The sequence below is a fragment of the Comamonas sp. genome (assembly GCF_009360615.1).
GTDB lineage: Bacteria > Pseudomonadota > Gammaproteobacteria > Burkholderiales > Burkholderiaceae_C > Comamonas.
Genome location: NZ_SPEY01000071.1, coordinates 57598 through 73818, shown reverse-complemented (window position 1 = coordinate 73818; position 16221 = coordinate 57598). Strand labels below are relative to the sequence as shown.

Annotated in this window: 17 protein-coding genes; 6 read left to right on the top strand and 11 right to left on the bottom strand. The window is 63.0% G+C overall.

Annotation, left to right across the window (positions count from 1 at the left end):
* Position 1: 1 nt before the first annotated feature.
* Positions 2-604, bottom strand: a complete 603-nt coding sequence (locus E2583_RS18310; protein WP_291597634.1) for an alpha/beta fold hydrolase — start codon at positions 602-604, stop codon at positions 2-4.
* A 15-nt stretch (positions 605-619) separates the two neighbouring features.
* Complete coding sequence (locus E2583_RS18305; RefSeq protein ID WP_051962202.1) at positions 620-1531, bottom strand: TauD/TfdA family dioxygenase; 912 nt, start codon at positions 1529-1531, stop codon at positions 620-622.
* Between the two features lie 110 nt (positions 1532-1641).
* Between E2583_RS18305 and E2583_RS18300 the strand changes: the two genes are divergently transcribed.
* Entirely contained in the window at positions 1642-2664 is a 1023-nt protein-coding gene (locus E2583_RS18300; RefSeq protein ID WP_291597633.1) for an AraC family transcriptional regulator, read from the top strand.
* Between the two features lie 79 nt (positions 2665-2743).
* Here E2583_RS18300 and E2583_RS18295 read toward each other — a convergent pair whose 3' ends face one another.
* On the bottom strand, positions 2744-3733 hold the full coding sequence (locus E2583_RS18295; protein ID WP_291597632.1) for a tripartite tricarboxylate transporter substrate binding protein: 990 nt from the start codon (positions 3731-3733) through the stop codon (positions 2744-2746).
* 83 nt (positions 3734-3816) lie between these two features.
* The gene (locus E2583_RS18290) at positions 3817-3963 is read right to left on the bottom strand and encodes a hypothetical protein (protein ID WP_291597631.1); all 147 of its coding nucleotides are present in this window, start codon (positions 3961-3963) and stop codon (positions 3817-3819) included.
* A 288-nt stretch (positions 3964-4251) separates the two neighbouring features.
* Here E2583_RS18290 and E2583_RS18285 point away from each other — a divergent pair, with 288 nt between their 5' ends.
* Positions 4252-5322, top strand: coding sequence for a 3-keto-5-aminohexanoate cleavage protein (locus tag E2583_RS18285; protein ID WP_043005289.1), 1071 nt, complete (start codon positions 4252-4254; stop codon positions 5320-5322).
* Between the two features lie 131 nt (positions 5323-5453).
* Here the strand turns inward: E2583_RS18285 and E2583_RS18280 are convergent, their stop codons facing one another.
* On the bottom strand, positions 5454-6392 hold the full coding sequence (locus E2583_RS18280; RefSeq protein ID WP_291597630.1) for an MBL fold metallo-hydrolase: 939 nt from the start codon (positions 6390-6392) through the stop codon (positions 5454-5456).
* A gap of 96 nt (positions 6393-6488) precedes the next feature.
* Here E2583_RS18280 and E2583_RS18275 point away from each other — a divergent pair, with 96 nt between their 5' ends.
* Positions 6489-7082, top strand: a complete 594-nt coding sequence (locus E2583_RS18275) for an NUDIX hydrolase (protein ID WP_291597629.1) — start codon at positions 6489-6491, stop codon at positions 7080-7082.
* A 106-nt stretch (positions 7083-7188) separates the two neighbouring features.
* Here the strand turns inward: E2583_RS18275 and E2583_RS18270 are convergent, their stop codons facing one another.
* From E2583_RS18270 to lptF, 5 genes are read right to left on the bottom strand one after another with little or no spacing between them, the layout of a single operon-like run.
* Positions 7189-8355 carry a pyridoxal phosphate-dependent aminotransferase gene (locus tag E2583_RS18270; RefSeq protein WP_291597628.1) on the bottom strand — a complete coding sequence of 389 codons (1167 nt, stop codon included), beginning with the start codon at positions 8353-8355 and terminating at the stop codon, positions 7189-7191.
* Between the two features lie 39 nt (positions 8356-8394).
* Positions 8395-9336, bottom strand: coding sequence for a CysB family HTH-type transcriptional regulator (locus E2583_RS18265; RefSeq protein WP_291597627.1), 942 nt, complete (start codon positions 9334-9336; stop codon positions 8395-8397).
* 51 nt (positions 9337-9387) lie between these two features.
* Positions 9388-9822 carry a CbiX/SirB N-terminal domain-containing protein gene (locus E2583_RS18260; protein ID WP_291597626.1) on the bottom strand — a complete coding sequence of 145 codons (435 nt, stop codon included), beginning with the start codon at positions 9820-9822 and terminating at the stop codon, positions 9388-9390.
* A 3-nt stretch (positions 9823-9825) separates the two neighbouring features.
* Positions 9826-10929: an LPS export ABC transporter permease LptG gene (lptG, locus tag E2583_RS18255; protein ID WP_291597625.1), complete on the bottom strand. Its 1104-nt coding sequence runs from the start codon at positions 10927-10929 to the stop codon at positions 9826-9828.
* Complete coding sequence (gene lptF, locus E2583_RS18250) at positions 10926-12035, bottom strand: LPS export ABC transporter permease LptF (RefSeq protein WP_291597624.1); 1110 nt, start codon at positions 12033-12035, stop codon at positions 10926-10928. The genes lptG and lptF overlap by 4 nt, the downstream gene beginning before the upstream one ends.
* Positions 12036-12058: 23 nt before the next feature.
* Here lptF and E2583_RS18245 point away from each other — a divergent pair, with 23 nt between their 5' ends.
* The 3 genes from E2583_RS18245 to E2583_RS18235 are packed head-to-tail and all read left to right on the top strand — an operon-like array spanning position 12059 to position 14912.
* Entirely contained in the window at positions 12059-13615 is a 1557-nt protein-coding gene (locus tag E2583_RS18245; RefSeq protein ID WP_291597623.1) for a leucyl aminopeptidase, read from the top strand.
* A gap of 52 nt (positions 13616-13667) precedes the next feature.
* Entirely contained in the window at positions 13668-14099 is a 432-nt protein-coding gene (locus E2583_RS18240) for a DNA polymerase III subunit chi (protein ID WP_291597622.1), read from the top strand.
* Positions 14100-14102: 3 nt separating this feature from the next.
* The gene (locus tag E2583_RS18235; RefSeq protein WP_291597621.1) at positions 14103-14912 is read left to right on the top strand and encodes a hypothetical protein; all 810 of its coding nucleotides are present in this window, start codon (positions 14103-14105) and stop codon (positions 14910-14912) included.
* A gap of 15 nt (positions 14913-14927) precedes the next feature.
* Here the strand turns inward: E2583_RS18235 and E2583_RS18230 are convergent, their stop codons facing one another.
* Positions 14928-15947: a D-2-hydroxyacid dehydrogenase family protein gene (locus E2583_RS18230; RefSeq protein ID WP_291597620.1), complete on the bottom strand. Its 1020-nt coding sequence runs from the start codon at positions 15945-15947 to the stop codon at positions 14928-14930.
* Positions 15948-16221 lie beyond the last annotated feature (274 nt).

Sequence of the window (16221 nt, the reverse complement as noted above, 5' to 3'; positions counted from 1 at the left end):
CTCAGGCCGTCGGCTCGGGCTGTCGGGCTTCGATCCGCGCCCGCAAATCCTCGATCAGCTGTTTCGCCTGCGGCCAGGGGCCATGGCCCGAGGCCGGGTTCAGGTGGCCCTGGGGGCCCAGCTCCACCAGCTCGCTTCCCCAGTCGCGCGCAAAGCTGCGAGCGCGCTCCAACTGGGTCAGCGGGTCATTGCTGCTGGCTGCCAGCAGTGTGGGAAACGGCAGGCGCTGGCGCGGGATGGGCGTCCAGCCGTGGGCTGCCAGCACATCTTTGGGGGGGTAGCCGGCAGGCATCTGGGTTTCCACATCGGCGGGGGCAGCAAGCAGGGCACCGAGAATGGGACGGGCACGGTGCAGTGCCCAGTGCGCGACCATCATGCAGCCGGCGCTGTGCGCCACGATGATGACGGGGCCGTCGATGCCGTCCAGCGCCAGGTCTATGGCGTCCAGACGGGCCTGGCAGCTGAGCTTGTCCTGCTCCAGCGGCGGCACGGTGACACAGGGGATGGACTGTGCAGCCAGCTCCTTGGCCAGCAGCGTCTGCCAGTGCTCTTCCACATGGTCGCGCAGGCCGGGGATGATGAGAATCGTGTGGTTCAAGGTCATCTTCTGTCTCCTGGCTCAGTCCGTGGGGCCGCCGATGATGGCGGTGCGCTCCATCTTGCGGTGGCAGGGCTGGTAGTCCATGACTGCATAGTGCTGGGTGGAGCGGTTGTCCCAGAAGGCTACGCTGTTCCTGCGCCATTTGAAGCGCACCTGGTACTCGGGAATCATGGCCTGGCTGGTGAGGTAGTTGAGCAGTTGCGAGGAGCCGGGCGATTTGTCCAGGCCGAAGCGCACATTGGCGGGTGTGTTGTAGTTGGTGAAATGGGTGGTGAAGCTGCTGTTGACGAACAGAATCTTCTCGCCGGTTTCGGGGTGGATGCGCACCACGGGGTGCTCCGCGTCGGGGTATTGGGCCTTGAGTGCCAGGCGCTTTTCGATAGGCATGACGGCACCAAAGCTCGCTTCGATGCTGTGGCGGGCACGCAGGTGCTCGATCTTGACCTTGATGTCGGCTGGCAGGTTCTCATAGGCCATCACCATGTTCACCCACATGGTGTCGCCGCCGACGGACGGGCACTCAACGCAGCGCAGCACGCAGCCCATGGGTGGCTGCTCGCGCCATGTCGCGTCGGTGTGCCAGGAGTTCTCGTTGCGGTCCAGAGGGCTGTCGGGGGTCTTGTAGATCTGCACCAGGCCTGGGTGCTCGGGGTGGCTGCCCACCACCGGGTGGTCTTCCAGTTCGCCAAACTTGCGCGCAAACGCCACATGCTCGGCGCGTGTGATGTCCTGGTCGCGGAAAAAGATCACGCGGTGCCTGAGCAGCGCCTGGCGGATCTCGGCCATCAGGCCTTCGTCCTCGGCGGCCGCACCCAGATGAACGTTGGCCAGCTCCGCACCGATGGAACAGGTCAGAGGATTGACTTCCAGAGAGCGGGTCAAAGAGCTGGAGCGGATAAGGGCGGGTGCTGCGCCAACCTCGTTTTTCATTGGGAAGTCTCCTTATAGAATCAATGTCGCCAGTGTGAAAACTCCCCTCGATCGGCGCTTGTCATTACATGACTGGTGCTTTGCAATTAGTGCCAAGTTAGTGAAACCCCATGGCCTCTCTCGTTCGCGCAGCCTGCTTGACCAATTACGCCGAAGTCGCCCAGGCTTCGGGGTTGAATGGCGTGCGCATGCTGCTCGATGCTGGTCTCAGCCCTGCGGTGCTCGACGAGCCGGATCTGATGATCCCGGTGGACAAGGTGGGGCGTTTGCTGCAGGCCTCGGCCACGCAGTCGGGCAATGAAAGCTTTGGTCTGTGCATGGCGCGCTCGCGCCTGCTGTCCAATATGGGGCCGGTGGGCCTGCTGATCCGCGATCAGGCCACGCTGCGCGATTCGCTGAACCTGCTGGTGCGTCATCTGGCCCTGCTCAACGGCGCCATGACGCTGGAGCTGGACGAGCAGGCCGACACGGTGTTGATCCGTGAGCTGTTGCTGGCCGGCCGTGCCCATGAGCCTACGCGCCAGCGCGTGGAGCTGGCGCTGGGCGTGATGGTGCGCGCCATTCGGCAGCTGATAGGTCGCGACTGGCAGCCTCGCATGGTGTGTTTCGAGCATGCCGCGCCCAAGGACCTGAGCATGCACCACCTGATGTTCGGCCAGCGCGTGGAGTTCAACCAGGAGTTCAACTGCATTGTCTGCGCCAAGGCCGATCTCGATACGCGCAACGAGTTTGCCGACCCCGCCATGGTGCGTTATGCGCAAAAGCTGCTGGAGTCCGTGGCACCCGTGAGCGACGATGCGGTGCTGGACGATGTGCGCCGCACCATCTTGCTGCTCTTGCCCAGCGGTCGCTGCAGCATTGAGAAGGTCAGCGAGCACCTGGGTGTGGTGCCACGCACCATTCAGCGCCGGCTGACGGAAAAGGGTCAGAGCTTTTCCTCGCTGATGAACGATATCCGCAAGGAGCTGGCCGGGCGCTATGTGTTCGAGAGCAGCCGTTCTCTGACCGAAGTGGCCGAGTTGCTGGGCTTTACAGCCCCCAGCAGTTTTTCGCGCTGGTATCAGAGCCAGTTTGGCTGCAGTGCCAAGGACAGCCGCGCCAGGGCACAACACGAAGGCCAGGGCGGTGCATAAAAAGAGCGGGCCGCAAGGGCCCGCCAAACACACTACCAAGGTGCCGCCCTCGAGATGAGGACGGCTACGCCAGCTTCCTTCAGTTGCCGGCGACTCTGAGCTTGCTCAGAATTTTGCGGTTCTGCTCCACCGTGCTCAGCATTTTTTGCTGCAGCTGCGACATGGTGCTCGGCTGGGGCGCATCAAAGCCCTGGCTCCTGAGCTGTGCCTGGAATTTTGGGGATTGGGTCACCTTGTCCATTTCCTGGCGCACCTTCTGGACCAAGGACGGGGGCGTGCTGCTCAGTACGAACAGACCCACGCTGGCATCGGGCAGCACGAAGTCGGGCATGTTCTGCTCGGCAAAACTGGGCACATCGGGCAGCAGCCGCGAGCGATTGGGCGAGACCACACCCAGGGCCTTGATCTTGCCGGCTTTGATCAGCGGGGCGGCATTGGTCACGACCTCAAAGGTCAGCTGCACCTGATTGCCGATCAGGTCGACGATGGCCGGGGCCGATCCCTTGTAAGGCACGGCGGTGATCCTGCCGCCGCTTTTCTCGCTCAGCAGCTCGCCCAGCATGTCGGAGCGGGTGCCGGGACTCAGGTTGGCGATATTGATCGGGCTGCTGCTCTTTTGCGCGTAGTCCAGCACTTCCTGAATCCTGTTGGGCGGGAAGTGGTTGTTGGCCACCAGCATGTGCACCATGGACGCCACATCCGAGACATAGGTGAAGGTCTTGTGCACATCGAACGGCGTCCTTACGGTGAGCGGAAAGTCGGTCCAGACGCTGGAGGGCGCAATCATCAGCGTGTGCCAGTCGGCAGGTGCATTCATCACGGCACGCTCGGCAATCACGGCCGAGCCGCCGGGCTTGTTGTCCACCACCACGGGTTGGCCCAGATTGGTCTGCAGATGATCGGCTACCAGGCGCGCCACGCCGTCGGTGATGCCGCCCGGAGGTGCGGGAACGACGATACGTATGGGCTTGCTGGGCCAGGTGGGTGCCGGGGGCTGGGCCTGCGCAGCCGTGCCCGTTAGCAGGCCGGTACAAAGCACGGCAGCGCAGCAGCGCAGGCTTTGAGTCATGCTGTGCCTATGTTGCTTGCGTGATGGCGTGGCGGGTTCTGCGAAATTCACGGCGCTTGTCATGGAGGTCTCCTGTCGTTTTGTCATGGGGTCTGGCTGCCGATCTCGCCCTTGGCGGAGTGCAGATACGGCGCTGAATCGGCTGGCATGTCCTTGCGTGCAGGTGCCCGGGTGGAGGAATGCAGCAATTGATGATGGCTGGCGGCCAGTCGCCAGACTTGACGCTTCATGCCTGCGACTTCGCATTTGATGACTGCAGTACCCCGCACTTACCCGATGCGAGCGATGCCGTTCTCAGGCTGCGGCCCGCAAAGCTCTTGGCGCAGCTTTGCTGCCTGTCTCGCTTTCAGGCGTGGCTTGCCGGCCCTGTCGTGATTGAGAAAGCGCGTGTCCTGAAATGCAAAGTGGTATCCCGCACCGCGTTTGATACTGGCCTCACGCATCGGCAAAGGACTGACATGCCCTGTTGCCGCTGGTCCAGACACTGATTTCCCGCACTCAAACCGGAGACGACAACCATGAACTTTCTTGACGGTCACCTGTATCCCGAAAACCAGCAGCCGCTGATCATCACGGCCGCTCCCTATGCCCCGGGCTGGATTCCCTCGGACTTTCCCGAGGACATTCCCGTCACCATGGAAGAGCAGATCCAGAAGGCCGTGGACTGCTATGAGGCCGGCGCCACCGTGCTGCACCTGCATGTGCGCGAAGACGACGGCAAGGGCAGCAAGCGCCTGTCCAAGTTCAACGAGCTGATCGCCGGCGTGCGCGAGCGGGTGCCCGAGATGATCATCCAGGTTGGCGGCTCCATCAGCTTTGCGCCTGAAGGCCCGGATGGCCAGGCCAAGTGGCTCTCCGACGACACGCGCCACATGCTGGCCGAGCTGACTCCCGTGCCCGATCAGGTGACGGTGACCGTCAACACCACGCAGATGAATGTGACCGAGCATGCCGGCGAAGACGACTTCCGCGGTGTCTCGCGCGGCTTCCCGCATCTGCACAAGACCTACAAGGACATGATTGTTCCTTCGAACCCCAGCTTCGTCGAGGAACATATCCGCCGCCTGTCCGAAAAGGGCATTCAGAGCGCCTTCCAGGTCTACAACATCAACAGTTTCGAGACCATCGAGCGCATGATCCGCCGCGGCGTCTACAAGGGCCCGCTGGTCATGAACTGGGTCGCCATCAGCGGCGGCATGGACCAGGCCAATATTTACAACCTGGCCAATATGCTGCGCGCCGTGCCCGACAACGCCATCGTGACCGTGGAGAGTTCGGTGCTGAATGTGCTGCCCATCAATATGATCGGCATGGCCCTGGGTCTGCATGTGCGCTGCGGGATCGAAGACGTGCTGTGGAACCAGACCCGCACGGGCAAGATGAGCACCGTTGAGCAGATCAAGCAGCTGGTGCGTATTGCGGGCGAGTTCGGGCGCCCCATTGCCACGGCCCAGCAGGCCCGCGAGATCAAGCAGATCGGCGTGTTTTACGAAACTGCCGACGAAACCCTGGCCAGGAACGGCTTTGCGCCCAACCGCAAGGGCGCCAACCAGGGCTTTCTGCGCAAGCCCATGGACGCTGTGGCCTGAGTCTAAGCCCCGGTGAACGGGCCGGGCTCATCTGGCCGCTGTGCGTTTGTCACGCTTGCCTGGAGGATGCGTGGCCGGTCGCCTGGCCCCGTCGACTTCCTTGAGAAGTCGGCTTTTTTGTTTCCCGGGATTCAAGCGCGCAGATAAAGGTCGTCGCCCCGCGCGTTGCGCTGCTGCAGGATTTCTCCAGCCGCCAGCAGCTCGTCCAGATGCTGGGAAATGCTGCGCGCCTCGGCCCCCTGTACCCATGGCGCATCAAAGCCTGGCGGGTAGAGCAGGCGCTGCTCGACCATCTGGGCGATCGTCATGGGCCGCTGCGCCAGCCATTCGAGAATGCGTGCACCGCGCTCGTCAATGACCGCAGCAAAGCGCTTGAGGTCTCGCAGAAACACCTCGCGCTCGGTGTAGATGCCCTTGTGGTGAGAAGTCACCCAGACCCGGGCCTCGATCTCGGGCAGCCGCGCCAGGCTGCGGCGAAAGTCCGCCAGACAGGAGCAGGCATCGCCGTAATAGGGCCCGAAGCCCGTCAGGTCGATATCGCCGATAAAGGCAACCCCCTCGGGCTCGATCAGCAGCACGCTGTGGCCCGCCGTATGGCCCGGCATATGAATGGCGCGGATCTGCGACTGGCCGAGATACCAGACGGCTCCATCTTCGTAGCCCCTGGCATCGGGTCTGGGGGCGTAGAAGAATTCGCTCTCAAGCTTGCTGCGCATGATGTCGGCCTGCGCCGGATCGGCCCAGCCCAAGGTGGCTACCAGGCCCTCCCAGCTTTGCAAGGCCGCCAGATCGCTCAGGTGAGCAAAGACCGGTGCGTCTGGCAGGCGGTGCAGGCCGGCCATGTGGTCCTCATGCACATGACCCATCACCACCAGCTCGGCGGCATCGAACTCGTCTCCGATATGGTTGGCCACGATAGGCGTGTCCAGTACCGCCAGCGTGTCGCTGCCGCGGATCATGATCTGGTTGCCGTCCGGATATTTGCCACCCTTGGCGCCGCGAAACACCGTCACGCGGCCGAACTGGTGGCGCTGTATGTCTGTCTGTGCGGTGTCGATAGGATGCATCATGGTCTGAGTGGAGGAGGGTGAAGCCGCTTCTGCGAAGATTAAGCCCATGCATGTTTTTGCGCTGTCGCCACGGTGCGTGTGAAGGATGAGTCAGCGATGACACGACAAGACCCCGAAATTCAGGAAGCCCATCTGATTGAGCATCCCATCAAGAGCGAGCTGGTGCACCAGGGCAGTTTTCTGCAGGTGAGGCTCGATACCGTGCGCCTGCCCCATGGCGGTCAGGCCACGCGCGAGTATGTGGTGCACCCCGGCGCGGTGGTGGTGATCGGGCTGCTCGACGATGGTCGGGTGCTGCTGGAGCGGCAGTTTCGCTACCCCGTGGGGCGGGTCATGACCGAGTTCCCCGCCGGCAAGCTCGATGCGGGCGAACAGCCGCTGATCTGCGCCCAGCGCGAGCTGCTGGAGGAGACCGGCTACAGCGCGCGCGAATGGGCCTATGCCGGCCCCATGCATCTGGCGATCGGGTACTCCGACGAAGTCATCCACATCTTCTTCGCACGCGGCTTGACGGCGGGCGAGCGCCGGCTCGATGCCGACGAATTTCTCGATGTCTGCAGCATGACACCTGCCGAGTTGCTGCACGGCGTATGCACCGGCCAGGTCACGGACGCCAAGACCCTGAGCTGCTGTCTGTGGCTGCAGAATGTGCACAGCGGCGCCTGGTCTCTGGAGTGGATGCCGGCCTGATGTTTGGCGGCTGCTGAAAAGGGCCAGACACAGGCATCGCAACCGGAGCCGTTGGCAGACAGGACGGAAGTGCGTCAGGCACTCCTTTTCTGCGAGGGCAAAGCAGTCAAAGCTTGCGCAAACGGGACGCAGCCTCGATCAGGGTTTCGTCCTTCTTGGCAAAGCAGAAGCGCACCACGCGCTGATCGAAGCCGTCGCCGTAGAAGGCCGACAGCGGAATCGCGGCCACGCCGATTTCCCGCACCAGCCACCGGCAGAAATCGGCCTCGTTGAGGTCGGAGACCGATGAGATGTCGGCGCAGAGAAAATAGGTGCCGGCGGTGGGCAGCAGCTTCAGGCGCGAGCCCTGCAGGCCACCGAGAAACCGATCGCGCTTGGCCTGGTAGAAGGCGGAGAGTTCCAGATAGGGCGCCGGGTCCTGCATGTACTGCGCGAGACCCGCCTGCATGGGGGTGTTCACGGTGAACACATTGAACTGGTGCACCTTGCGGAACTCTGCGGTGAGGTCGGCGGGCGCGGCGACGGTGCCGACCTTCCAGCCCGTGACATGGTAGGTCTTGCCAAAGCTGGAGACGATGAAGGCGCGTTCGGCCAGACCCGGGTAGCGGGCGCTGCTGAGATGCTGCGCGCCGTCGAAGACCATGTGCTCATAGACCTCGTCGCTGATCAGCAGCACATTGGTGGGCGCCAGCAGGGCTTCAAGCTGGCGCATTTCCGCATCGGTCCAGATGGTGGCGCTGGGGTTGTGCGGGCTGTTGATGATCAGCAGGCGCGTGCGAGGGGTGATGGCGGCCGCGATCCGTGCAAAGTCGGGGCGGAAGCTGCCGGGCGTCAGCGGCACCCGCACGGCCACGCCGCCAGCCATCTCGATATTGGGCACATAGCTGTCGTAGCAGGGGTCGAGCACGATGACTTCGTCGCCCGCATGCACGGTGGCCAGGATGGCGGTCAGGATGGCCTGGGTGGCGCCCGCAGTAATGGTGATCTCACTGCCTGCGTCATAGCGGCGGCCGTGCAGCGTTTCGATTTTGGCGGCAACGGCCTCGCGTAGCGCAGGCCAGCCCGTCATGGGTGGGTACTGGTTGTGACCGGCGCGCATGGCGTCGTTGACTGCGTCGAGCAGCCTGGGGTCGCAGCCGAAGTCGGGGAAGCCCTGGCCCAGATTGACGGCCTTGTGCTCGGCGGCCATCGCCGACATGACGGTGAAAATGGTAGTGCCTACATTGGGCAGCTTGCTGGGAAAGTTGGGGGTCACCATAGTCTTGCAATGCATGGGCCGGGCGTACGGGCACCAGCCCGGGAGGCGGGCCGGTCAGAGCCCGAAGTCGTCCACGCTGCCGTTCATGGCACGCATGATGAGGTCGCGGGAGAGGCGGTCGCTGAGCAGTTCGGCAAATCGGTAGACGAAGTTGCGCAGGTATGCGCCGCGCTTGATGGCCACCCGCGCCACGCTGGTACCGAACAGATGGCCTACGGGGCGTATCACCAGGTCATTGACGGGGTCGTCGCGCATGGCCATCTCGGCCACGATGCCAATGCCCAGGCCCAGACGCACATAGGTCTTGATCACGTCGGCATCGATGGCTTCCAGCACGATATGCGGATGCAGGCGGCGCATCTCGAAGGCATGGTCGATCTTGCCGCGTCCGGTGAAGGACGGGTGATAGGTGATCAGTGCCTCCTGGGCGATGTCCTCCAGCGTGATGCGCTCTTTCTGCGCCAGCGGGTGGCCGGTGGGGATGACCAGTACATGCTGCCATTCATAGCATGGCAGGGTCACCAGATCGGGGTAGTCGGCCAGCGATTCGGTGGCCATGCCTATTTCGGCCACCTCATCGATCACCATGCGCGCGACTTCGGCGGGCGTGGCCTGGTGGAGGCTGATGGTGACCTTGGGATAGAGTTCGCGCAGGCGCGCCACGGCCGGCGGCAGCACGTAGCGCGCCTGCGTGTGGGTGGTGGCGATGCTCAGCGTGCCGCTGTCCTGGGCGCTGTATTGCTCGCCGATGCGCTTGAGATTGCCCACCTCGCGCATGATCAGCTCGATGCTCCTGAGGACTTCCTGTCCCGGCTCGGTGATGCGCTTGAGACGCTTGCCGTGGCGCGCAAAGATATCGATGCCCAGCTCCTCCTCAAGCTCGATGATGGCTTTGGAGACTCCGGGCTGCGAGGTGTGCAAGGCCTTGGCCGCCTCGGTGAGGTTGAGATTGCGGCGTGCGGCTTCCTGAACGAAGCGGAATTGATGCAGGTTCATGACGGCATGGACTGAGAACTTGCATCATTATGCTTCAAATATCTAAAGAAGCTAGTCCTTATCTGAAATCTGTATGTTCCGATTCTCGTCCCCCCCGGCGGCCTCAATGGCGAGTTGCGCCAGCAGGGTCGTGACGCGCGGGTTTTCCCCGGCTGCGGCCTGTAGGTCGAACCGGCATCCAGGATGCTGGCGGCGCAATTCATCCAGCAGGCGCGGAATGTCTTCGCGTGCATGTTTGCCGGTGCCAAGGAACAGAGGTAGCACGATCATGTGCCTGACGCCTTGCGCCATCAGTGTCTGCGCGGCGGCCGGAAGATCCGGCGCGCAGGCCTCCAGATAGGCGCAGATGCAGGGCAGTCCCGGGTGCATGGTCTCAACCATCTGATGCACCGCCTCTATGGGCTGGCGCCAGAGCGCATCTCTGGAACCATGGGCCAGCAGGATCAGGCCGGAGCGCTCGGGAAAAGTAGCTTGCTTGTCATCCATGGTTTAGCGTCTCAATACCAGCCAGCCAAAGGCCGACAGCGATAGCGCGGTGTAGAGCAGACCGGGTGCCGCAGCGGCCAGCCAGGGCCACCACGATTGCAGTGTGCCGATATAGCCGAATACGTTGTTGAGCAGGAAGAAGCTGATGCCGGCCATCACCCCGCCGAATACATAGGCCGTGATGCCGCCCGAGCGGAAATGCAGATAGGCGAAAGGCAGGGCAAGAACGACCATCACCAGGCAGCTCAGGGGGTAGAAGACCTTGCGCCAGAATTCGATTTCGTACTTCTGCGCGGCCTGGCCGTTGTCCTGCAGATGCCGTATGAACTGGAACAGCGCAATCGTGGTCATGCGGTCGGGCTTGAGCAGCGCACCCGAGACCATGGCCGCCGTGACCTTGGTGGGCCAGTTCATGCGGGCTTCCTTGATCCGGCTGAGACGGGTGACGTCGCCTTCCTGGCTCACCTTGCTGCCTTCCACGCCCTGCAGCATCCATTGATCCTGGTCTTCATCAACCTGGGCCGATTCGGCTTGGATCTGGGCTGCGATGCGGCCTTTGCTGTCGAACTCGAAGATCCGCACGTTGACGAAGTCTCCGGGGCTCTTCACGGCGCCGACATTGATGGCGACAGAGTGTTCTCCCTGCTTTTCCTTAAGCCATGCGCCGGTGGCGCCCCGGGAGATCTGGCCTTTGCTGACCACGCGCAGTTTCTGGCTGAAGTTGTCGGCGGCGGGGGCGATGTAGTCGCCGACCAGCACGGTGAGCAGCACAAAGCCCATGCCCAGCACCAGCAGCGTGCGCAGTGCCAGCCAGGGGCCCATGCCGCTGGTACGCATGATGGTGAATTCCGAACTCTGGGCGAACTTGGCCATCACGAAGATGGCGCCGATCAGCACGGCAATCGGCATCAGCTCGTAGAGATGGCCTGGAATGGCCAGGGCCACGAAGAGCAGGGCGCGCGTGGCGGTGTAGCCGGCGTTGCCGCTGCCCACCCAGCGCATTTCATCGACCAGGTCGAAGAAGAAGAACAGCGCCAGAAAGGCCAGCGACACGTACAAGACGGCCTGTATGACCTCGCGATAGATCAGGTTGCGCAGGACTTTCATCGTGCCACCACCTTGCGCGTGTTTGAGCGCCGAAGCAGATCACGCGGCGACCAGCGGAAATGGCGCGCCAGCAGCACCAGTACGCTGACCGTGAGGATGCTTCCATGCAGCAGGCCCAGCAGGCCCCACATGCCTATCTTGTTGGCGCTGACCCAGCTCTCGCCCAGGGTCATGAGGTTGTAGTAAACGATAAAGGCGAAGAGGGCGATCATCAGGCTGCTGCTATTGCCCGCACGCGGGTTCACGCTGGAGACGGCCAGGCCCAGGATGACGAAGTTGAGCGCGGCAAACGGCAGGCCCAGACGCCATGCGAGCACGGAGCGTGCAATGGGTTCATCCTTGCCGATCAGGTCCTTGGTGGGCATGGTGCGTGCCGCCATTTCTTCGATGGCGACGGGATTGTCGTTGTCGACCTGCACCCCGTATTCCTTGAATTCGGTGATGCGCACCGAGCCGTCGTCGCTGCGTGTCTCCATGCGCTGGCCGTCTTCGAGAATCACCATGCGCTGGCCCTTGATGACGGCCAGATGCGCGCCCTTGGCCGAAGTCACGGACTCCTTGCCCGGGTCGCGCGAGACCACGAACACATTGCTGGCCGCCATGTCCGAGGGGGAGTCCTTGTCCACGAAGAACACTCGCGTGCCTCCGGCCGATTCCTGGAACTCGCCGGGTGCGATGCGATCCAAGTCGCTGCGTTGCTGGAACTGGGTCTTGATCTGCTCGATCTGCTGATAGGACCAGGGCAGCACGCCGAGGGCCAGAACTGCCGTGATCAGAATCACCGGCCAGGCAAAGCGCAGCAAGGGCCTGAGCAGGCTGGCCAGACCCTGGCCGGCAGCAAACCAGATGACCATCTCGCTGTCGCGATACATGCGGGACAGCGAACCCACAATCGCAACAAAAAGACTCAGGCCCAAAATGGTGGGCAGTTGCCCGAGCACGGTGAAGCCCATGACCAGCATCACGTCGGAGGGACTGACACTGCCCTTGTAAGCCTGACCCAGGGTGCGAATCAGCATCATGGTCATCACCACAGTGATCAGGACCACGGCCGTCGCGCCAAAGCTGCGGGCCAGCTCTTTGCGTATGGATGAATCGAATAACATTGGCTAAAAGGAAAACACCGATTATGAACTTTGAACTGAAGGCTCTGACCGCTGCTGCCGCAGCGCGTGAAAAATGTGATTTGTTGCTGGTGCTGGTTTCCGAGCAGGCAGCGTCGGGCACATTCGGCAGCGACGCCATCGGAGCCATGGTGGCTCACGCGGTGAAACAGGGGGATTTTGCCCTGTCTTGCGGCAAGCAATTGCCTTTGTACCAAGTGCCCGCCATTGCCGCACGCCGTGTGGTGCTGCTGGGCGCGGGATCCGGCTCGGCCAGGGATGTGCGCAATGCGCTGACCGGCTGTGGCGCGGTGCTCAAGACCGACGGCATTGCCAAGGCCGTGGTGAGCTTTGCCTTTGAGGCCAGCGCCCAGGCGGTGGCGGCTGCCGTGCAGGCAGTGGCCGATGCGACCTATCTCTATACCCACACCAAATCCCAGGCCAAGCCCATTGCACTGACCAAGGTCGTGCTCGGCGTGTCGTCCAAGGCCGCTGCGGTTACCGCTGCTTTCAATACGGCCGTGGCGCAGCAGGAAGGCGTGAACACGGCCCGCGAATGGGCCAACCGTCCGGCCAACCATGCAACGCCCACCTTGCTGGCCAATGCGGCCAAGAGCATTGCCAAGGCCGCACGCATGAGCTGCAAGATCCACGGCCCTGCCGAAGTGGCCAAGCTGGGCATGGGCGCCTTCATGGCGGTGGCCCAGGGCTCGCGCGAGCCCCTGCGCTTCATCGAGCTGCACTACAACGGTGGGGCCAAGAGCGAGGCCCCCATCGTGCTGGTGGGCAAGGGCATCACTTTCGACACCGGCGGCATCTCGCTCAAGCCTGCGGCCGAGATGGACGAGATGAAGTTCGACATGGGCGGCGCTGCCAGCGTGCTGGGCGTGTTCCAGGCATTGGCCAGGCTGCAGCCCGCCATCAACGTCGTGGGCCTGATCCCCGCCTGCGAGAACATGCCCGACGGCGCAGCCGTCAAGCCCGGCGATGTGGTGACCAGCATGAGCGGCCAGACCATCGAGATTCTCAACACCGACGCCGAGGGCCGTCTGGTGCTGTGCGATGTGCTGCATTATGCGGCGCGCTTCAAGCCGGCCGCGCTGGTCGACATGGCCACGCTGACTGGCGCCTGCGTGGTCGCTCTGGGCGGCCTGCGCAGCGGTCTGTTCTCGACCAGTGACGAGTTGGCAGCGGCCTTGCAGACGGCGGGCGATGCGGCGCTTGATCCCTGCTGGCGCATGCCTCTGGACGAGGAATATGCCGAGGGCCTCAAGAGCAATTTTGCGGACATGGGCAATGTGGCCGGGCGCGCTGCGGGTGCGGTGACGGCCGCCAAGTTCCTTCAGAAGTTCGTGGGTGATATTCCCTGGGCGCATCTGGATATTGCAGGCACCGCCTGGAAGAGCGGTGCTGCCAAGGGTGCCACCGGTCGCCCTGTGGGCCTGCTGGTGCAGTATCTGCTGGGCCAGGAGGGCAGGATTGCCGCTGTCCCGGCGACTGGCAAGGCCTCTGCGTCTCGCAAGAGCACGGCAAGGCCAGCGGCTTCGCGCCGCACGCGTGCGACTGCCAAGGCTTCGACTTAAGGAAAGCCGGCAGGCGCATCCCGGTTTGGGGCTGCGCCTGCCGCCAAAAGCAGTGACAGAAATTGCCTTTCATTTCAACGCGCCAGACAAACTGGGCTATGTGTGCCGCTTTGCGCGCAAGGCTTTGCGCCATGGTGCGCGGCTCGTGGTTCTGGGCGACGGCGCTGCGCTGAGCCGGCTTTCGCCTCGATTGTGGAGCGTCTCGGCCACGGACTTTCTGGCGCATGCTTCGGCGTCCGAGGGGGCGCAGATGCTTGCGGCTTCTCCCATCATTCTGGCCGAACACCTGCAGGGACTTCCTCATCATGATGTGTTGGTCAACCTCACGCCGCAGGTGCCAGCCGAATTCGAGCGCTTTGCCAGGGTGGTGGAGATCGTTTCCTCGGCGGATGAGATGGATCGCCAGGATGCGCGAGCCCGTTGGCGCGACTATGCTGCGCGTGGCTTTTCCATCGTCCGGCACGATCTGAATCTCAAGGGCTAGGTCATGAACTCCTCATCAAAAGTTCCGCCGCGATTCGTTCCCACCCTGACCGAAGTGGTCGAGTCCGAGGCATCCGCTCCCGAGGAAGCGGTAGGCAGCGTCCACCCAGCGGATCAGGCTGGGGGCCGCGCACAGCAAGTGCTCGGTCCGCAGAAGCTGGGAGACAGCGTCCTGCCTTCCGCGCGACCCTCGTTTCACACCCCGTGGCTGGCCGATGGCCTCTACGGCCGCGGCCGCCCTGCAGGTATTCCGCATCAGCTGCCCCCATTGCCGGAGTCATTGCCGCCGCAGCAGTCATTTGCACAAAGCATGACCCCGGAGCCGGTGCAGGCAGCCTGGGCCGGGCAGGTCGAGCATGGGCCGGCAATCGCTTCGCCCGTGGAGGCGCTCCAGCCTGTGCCCCCAACGCTGCCGGACGCTGCACCGCTCGAGGACGAACGGATTCAGCCCGTGGTCGAGGCCGAGGCCTCGTGTGAGAAAGCCACCGGGCCGATCATGCTTGCACCGGTTGCGGAGCTGGCCGGCGAGTCCGTCCCCGTCCCGAGCGCGGTCGGCCCGCAGGAGACGCTGGATGTGCATGAGGCCGTGGTGACCGAGGAATATCTGGTGCACCGGCTCATGCAGCGGGTGGATCTGGTTCTGGAGCAGAGGCTCAGGGAGGCGATCGCACAGGTCGTGGAGGCGCAGACCCGGTCCCTGGTGCTGCGACTGCGTGAAGAAGTGGAGACCGTGGTGCGTCAATCGGTCTACGAGGCCGTGGAAGCCGAGCTTGCACAGCAAACCCGACGACCACCGATAGCCGATAGCCGATAGCTGCTGCATCCCTGCCTAGCGGTTCAGGCGCAGCGGGCCGTTGAAAACCTCAGGGTTGAGAATATTGCTGGGCTTGCCGTTGGCAAAGTTCACCACGTTCTCGAATGCCGCGCGGAAATATAGCTCATAGCTGTCCTGCTCCACATAGCCGATATGGGGTGTGCAGATGCAGTTCTCCAGCCTCAGCAATGCGTGGCCTTGCAGTATCGGCTCGCTCTCGAAGACATCGATGGCAGCCAGGCCCGGGCGGCCACGGTTGAGGGCGCATAGCAGGGCTTCGGGTTCCACCAGCTCGGCGCGAGAGGTGTTGACGAACAAGGCGGTCGGTTTCATCCGTGCCAGATCCTGTGCGGTCACGATGCCCCGTGTTGCGTCGTTCAGGCGCAGATGCAGGGACAGCACATCGCACTGCTCGAAAAAGACCTCCTTGGAAGGGGCACTCAGAAAGCCATCGGCCTCGGCCTTGCGACGGGAGGCTTCGCTGCCCCAGACGCAGACCTGCATGCCGAAAGCTTTGCCATAGCCAGCCAGGAGTTGCCCGATGCGGCCGTAACCCCAGATGCCCAGCATGCGTCCGCGCAGCACACTGCCCAGCCCGAAGTTGGGCGGCATGGACGCTGCCTTGAGCCCCGACTGCTGCCAGGCCCCATGCTTGAGATTGGAGATGTACTGCGGCAGTCGGCGCATGGCCGACATGATCAGCGACCAGGTCAGCTCTGCCGGCGCAATCGGAGATCCCACGCCCTCGGCGATTGCCACGCCGCGCTCGCTGCAGGCCTGCACATCGATATGGGCACCCGCCTTGCCTGTTTGGGCAATCAGCTTCAGCCTGGGCAGCTTGTCGAGCAACTGGCGCGAGATCTGGGTGCGCTCGCGAATCAGGACGATGACATCCGCATCGCGCAGCCGAACGGACAGCTGCCCCACACCCTTGATGGTGTTGGTATAGACCTTGGCGTTGAAGGCATCGAGCAGCTTGGCGCAATCGAGCTTGCGAACCGCGTCTTGGTAATCGTCCAGGATAACGATGTTCACCACTGGCATCCTTAAGTAAGTGGCTGGGTTTATTGAATCAAATTCAATGCGATCAAGGGCTTAGGATTGCTCTCGTGAAAACTTACGCCATATCGACGCCATCAGATTCCCTGCGTGTGCACCCTACACACCGGAGCTTAGCTCAGGTTTGGCACAGGTTTGCAAAGCCAGGCTGACCCAGGACAGCCGCAGCTGTTTCCGGCCACGTCGCACCAGGCTTCGGCTGCAGCGCATGCCATTGTGATCCAAGGAGGAGCCGTTCCGGGGCTCGCGG

Bases quoted from the DNA above. Each gene is read 5' to 3' on its own strand.
- E2583_RS18235 (WP_291597621.1), top strand. From the start codon at position 14,103: ATGAACTCCTCATCAAAAGTTCCGCCGCGATTCGTTCCCACCCTGACC.
- E2583_RS18265 (WP_291597627.1), bottom strand. From the start codon at position 9,336: ATGAACCTGCATCAATTCCGCTTCGTTCAGGAAGCCGCACGCCGCAAT.
- E2583_RS18305 (WP_051962202.1), bottom strand. From the start codon at position 1,531: ATGAAAAACGAGGTTGGCGCAGCACCCGCCCTTATCCGCTCCAGCTCT.
- E2583_RS18260 (WP_291597626.1), bottom strand. From the start codon at position 9,822: ATGGATGACAAGCAAGCTACTTTTCCCGAGCGCTCCGGCCTGATCCTG.
- lptG (WP_291597625.1), bottom strand. From the start codon at position 10,929: ATGAAAGTCCTGCGCAACCTGATCTATCGCGAGGTCATACAGGCCGTC.
- E2583_RS18285 (WP_043005289.1), top strand. From the start codon at position 4,252: ATGAACTTTCTTGACGGTCACCTGTATCCCGAAAACCAGCAGCCGCTG.
- E2583_RS18295 (WP_291597632.1), bottom strand. From the start codon at position 3,733: ATGACTCAAAGCCTGCGCTGCTGCGCTGCCGTGCTTTGTACCGGCCTG.
- E2583_RS18300 (WP_291597633.1), top strand. From the start codon at position 1,642: ATGGCCTCTCTCGTTCGCGCAGCCTGCTTGACCAATTACGCCGAAGTC.
- E2583_RS18280 (WP_291597630.1), bottom strand. From the start codon at position 6,392: ATGATGCATCCTATCGACACCGCACAGACAGACATACAGCGCCACCAG.
- E2583_RS18310 (WP_291597634.1), bottom strand. From the start codon at position 604: ATGACCTTGAACCACACGATTCTCATCATCCCCGGCCTGCGCGACCAT.
- E2583_RS18270 (WP_291597628.1), bottom strand. From the start codon at position 8,355: ATGCATTGCAAGACTATGGTGACCCCCAACTTTCCCAGCAAGCTGCCC.
- E2583_RS18245 (WP_291597623.1), top strand. From the start codon at position 12,059: ATGAACTTTGAACTGAAGGCTCTGACCGCTGCTGCCGCAGCGCGTGAA.
- E2583_RS18275 (WP_291597629.1), top strand. From the start codon at position 6,489: ATGACACGACAAGACCCCGAAATTCAGGAAGCCCATCTGATTGAGCAT.
- lptF (WP_291597624.1), bottom strand. From the start codon at position 12,035: ATGTTATTCGATTCATCCATACGCAAAGAGCTGGCCCGCAGCTTTGGC.
- E2583_RS18290 (WP_291597631.1), bottom strand. From the start codon at position 3,963: ATGAAGCGTCAAGTCTGGCGACTGGCCGCCAGCCATCATCAATTGCTG.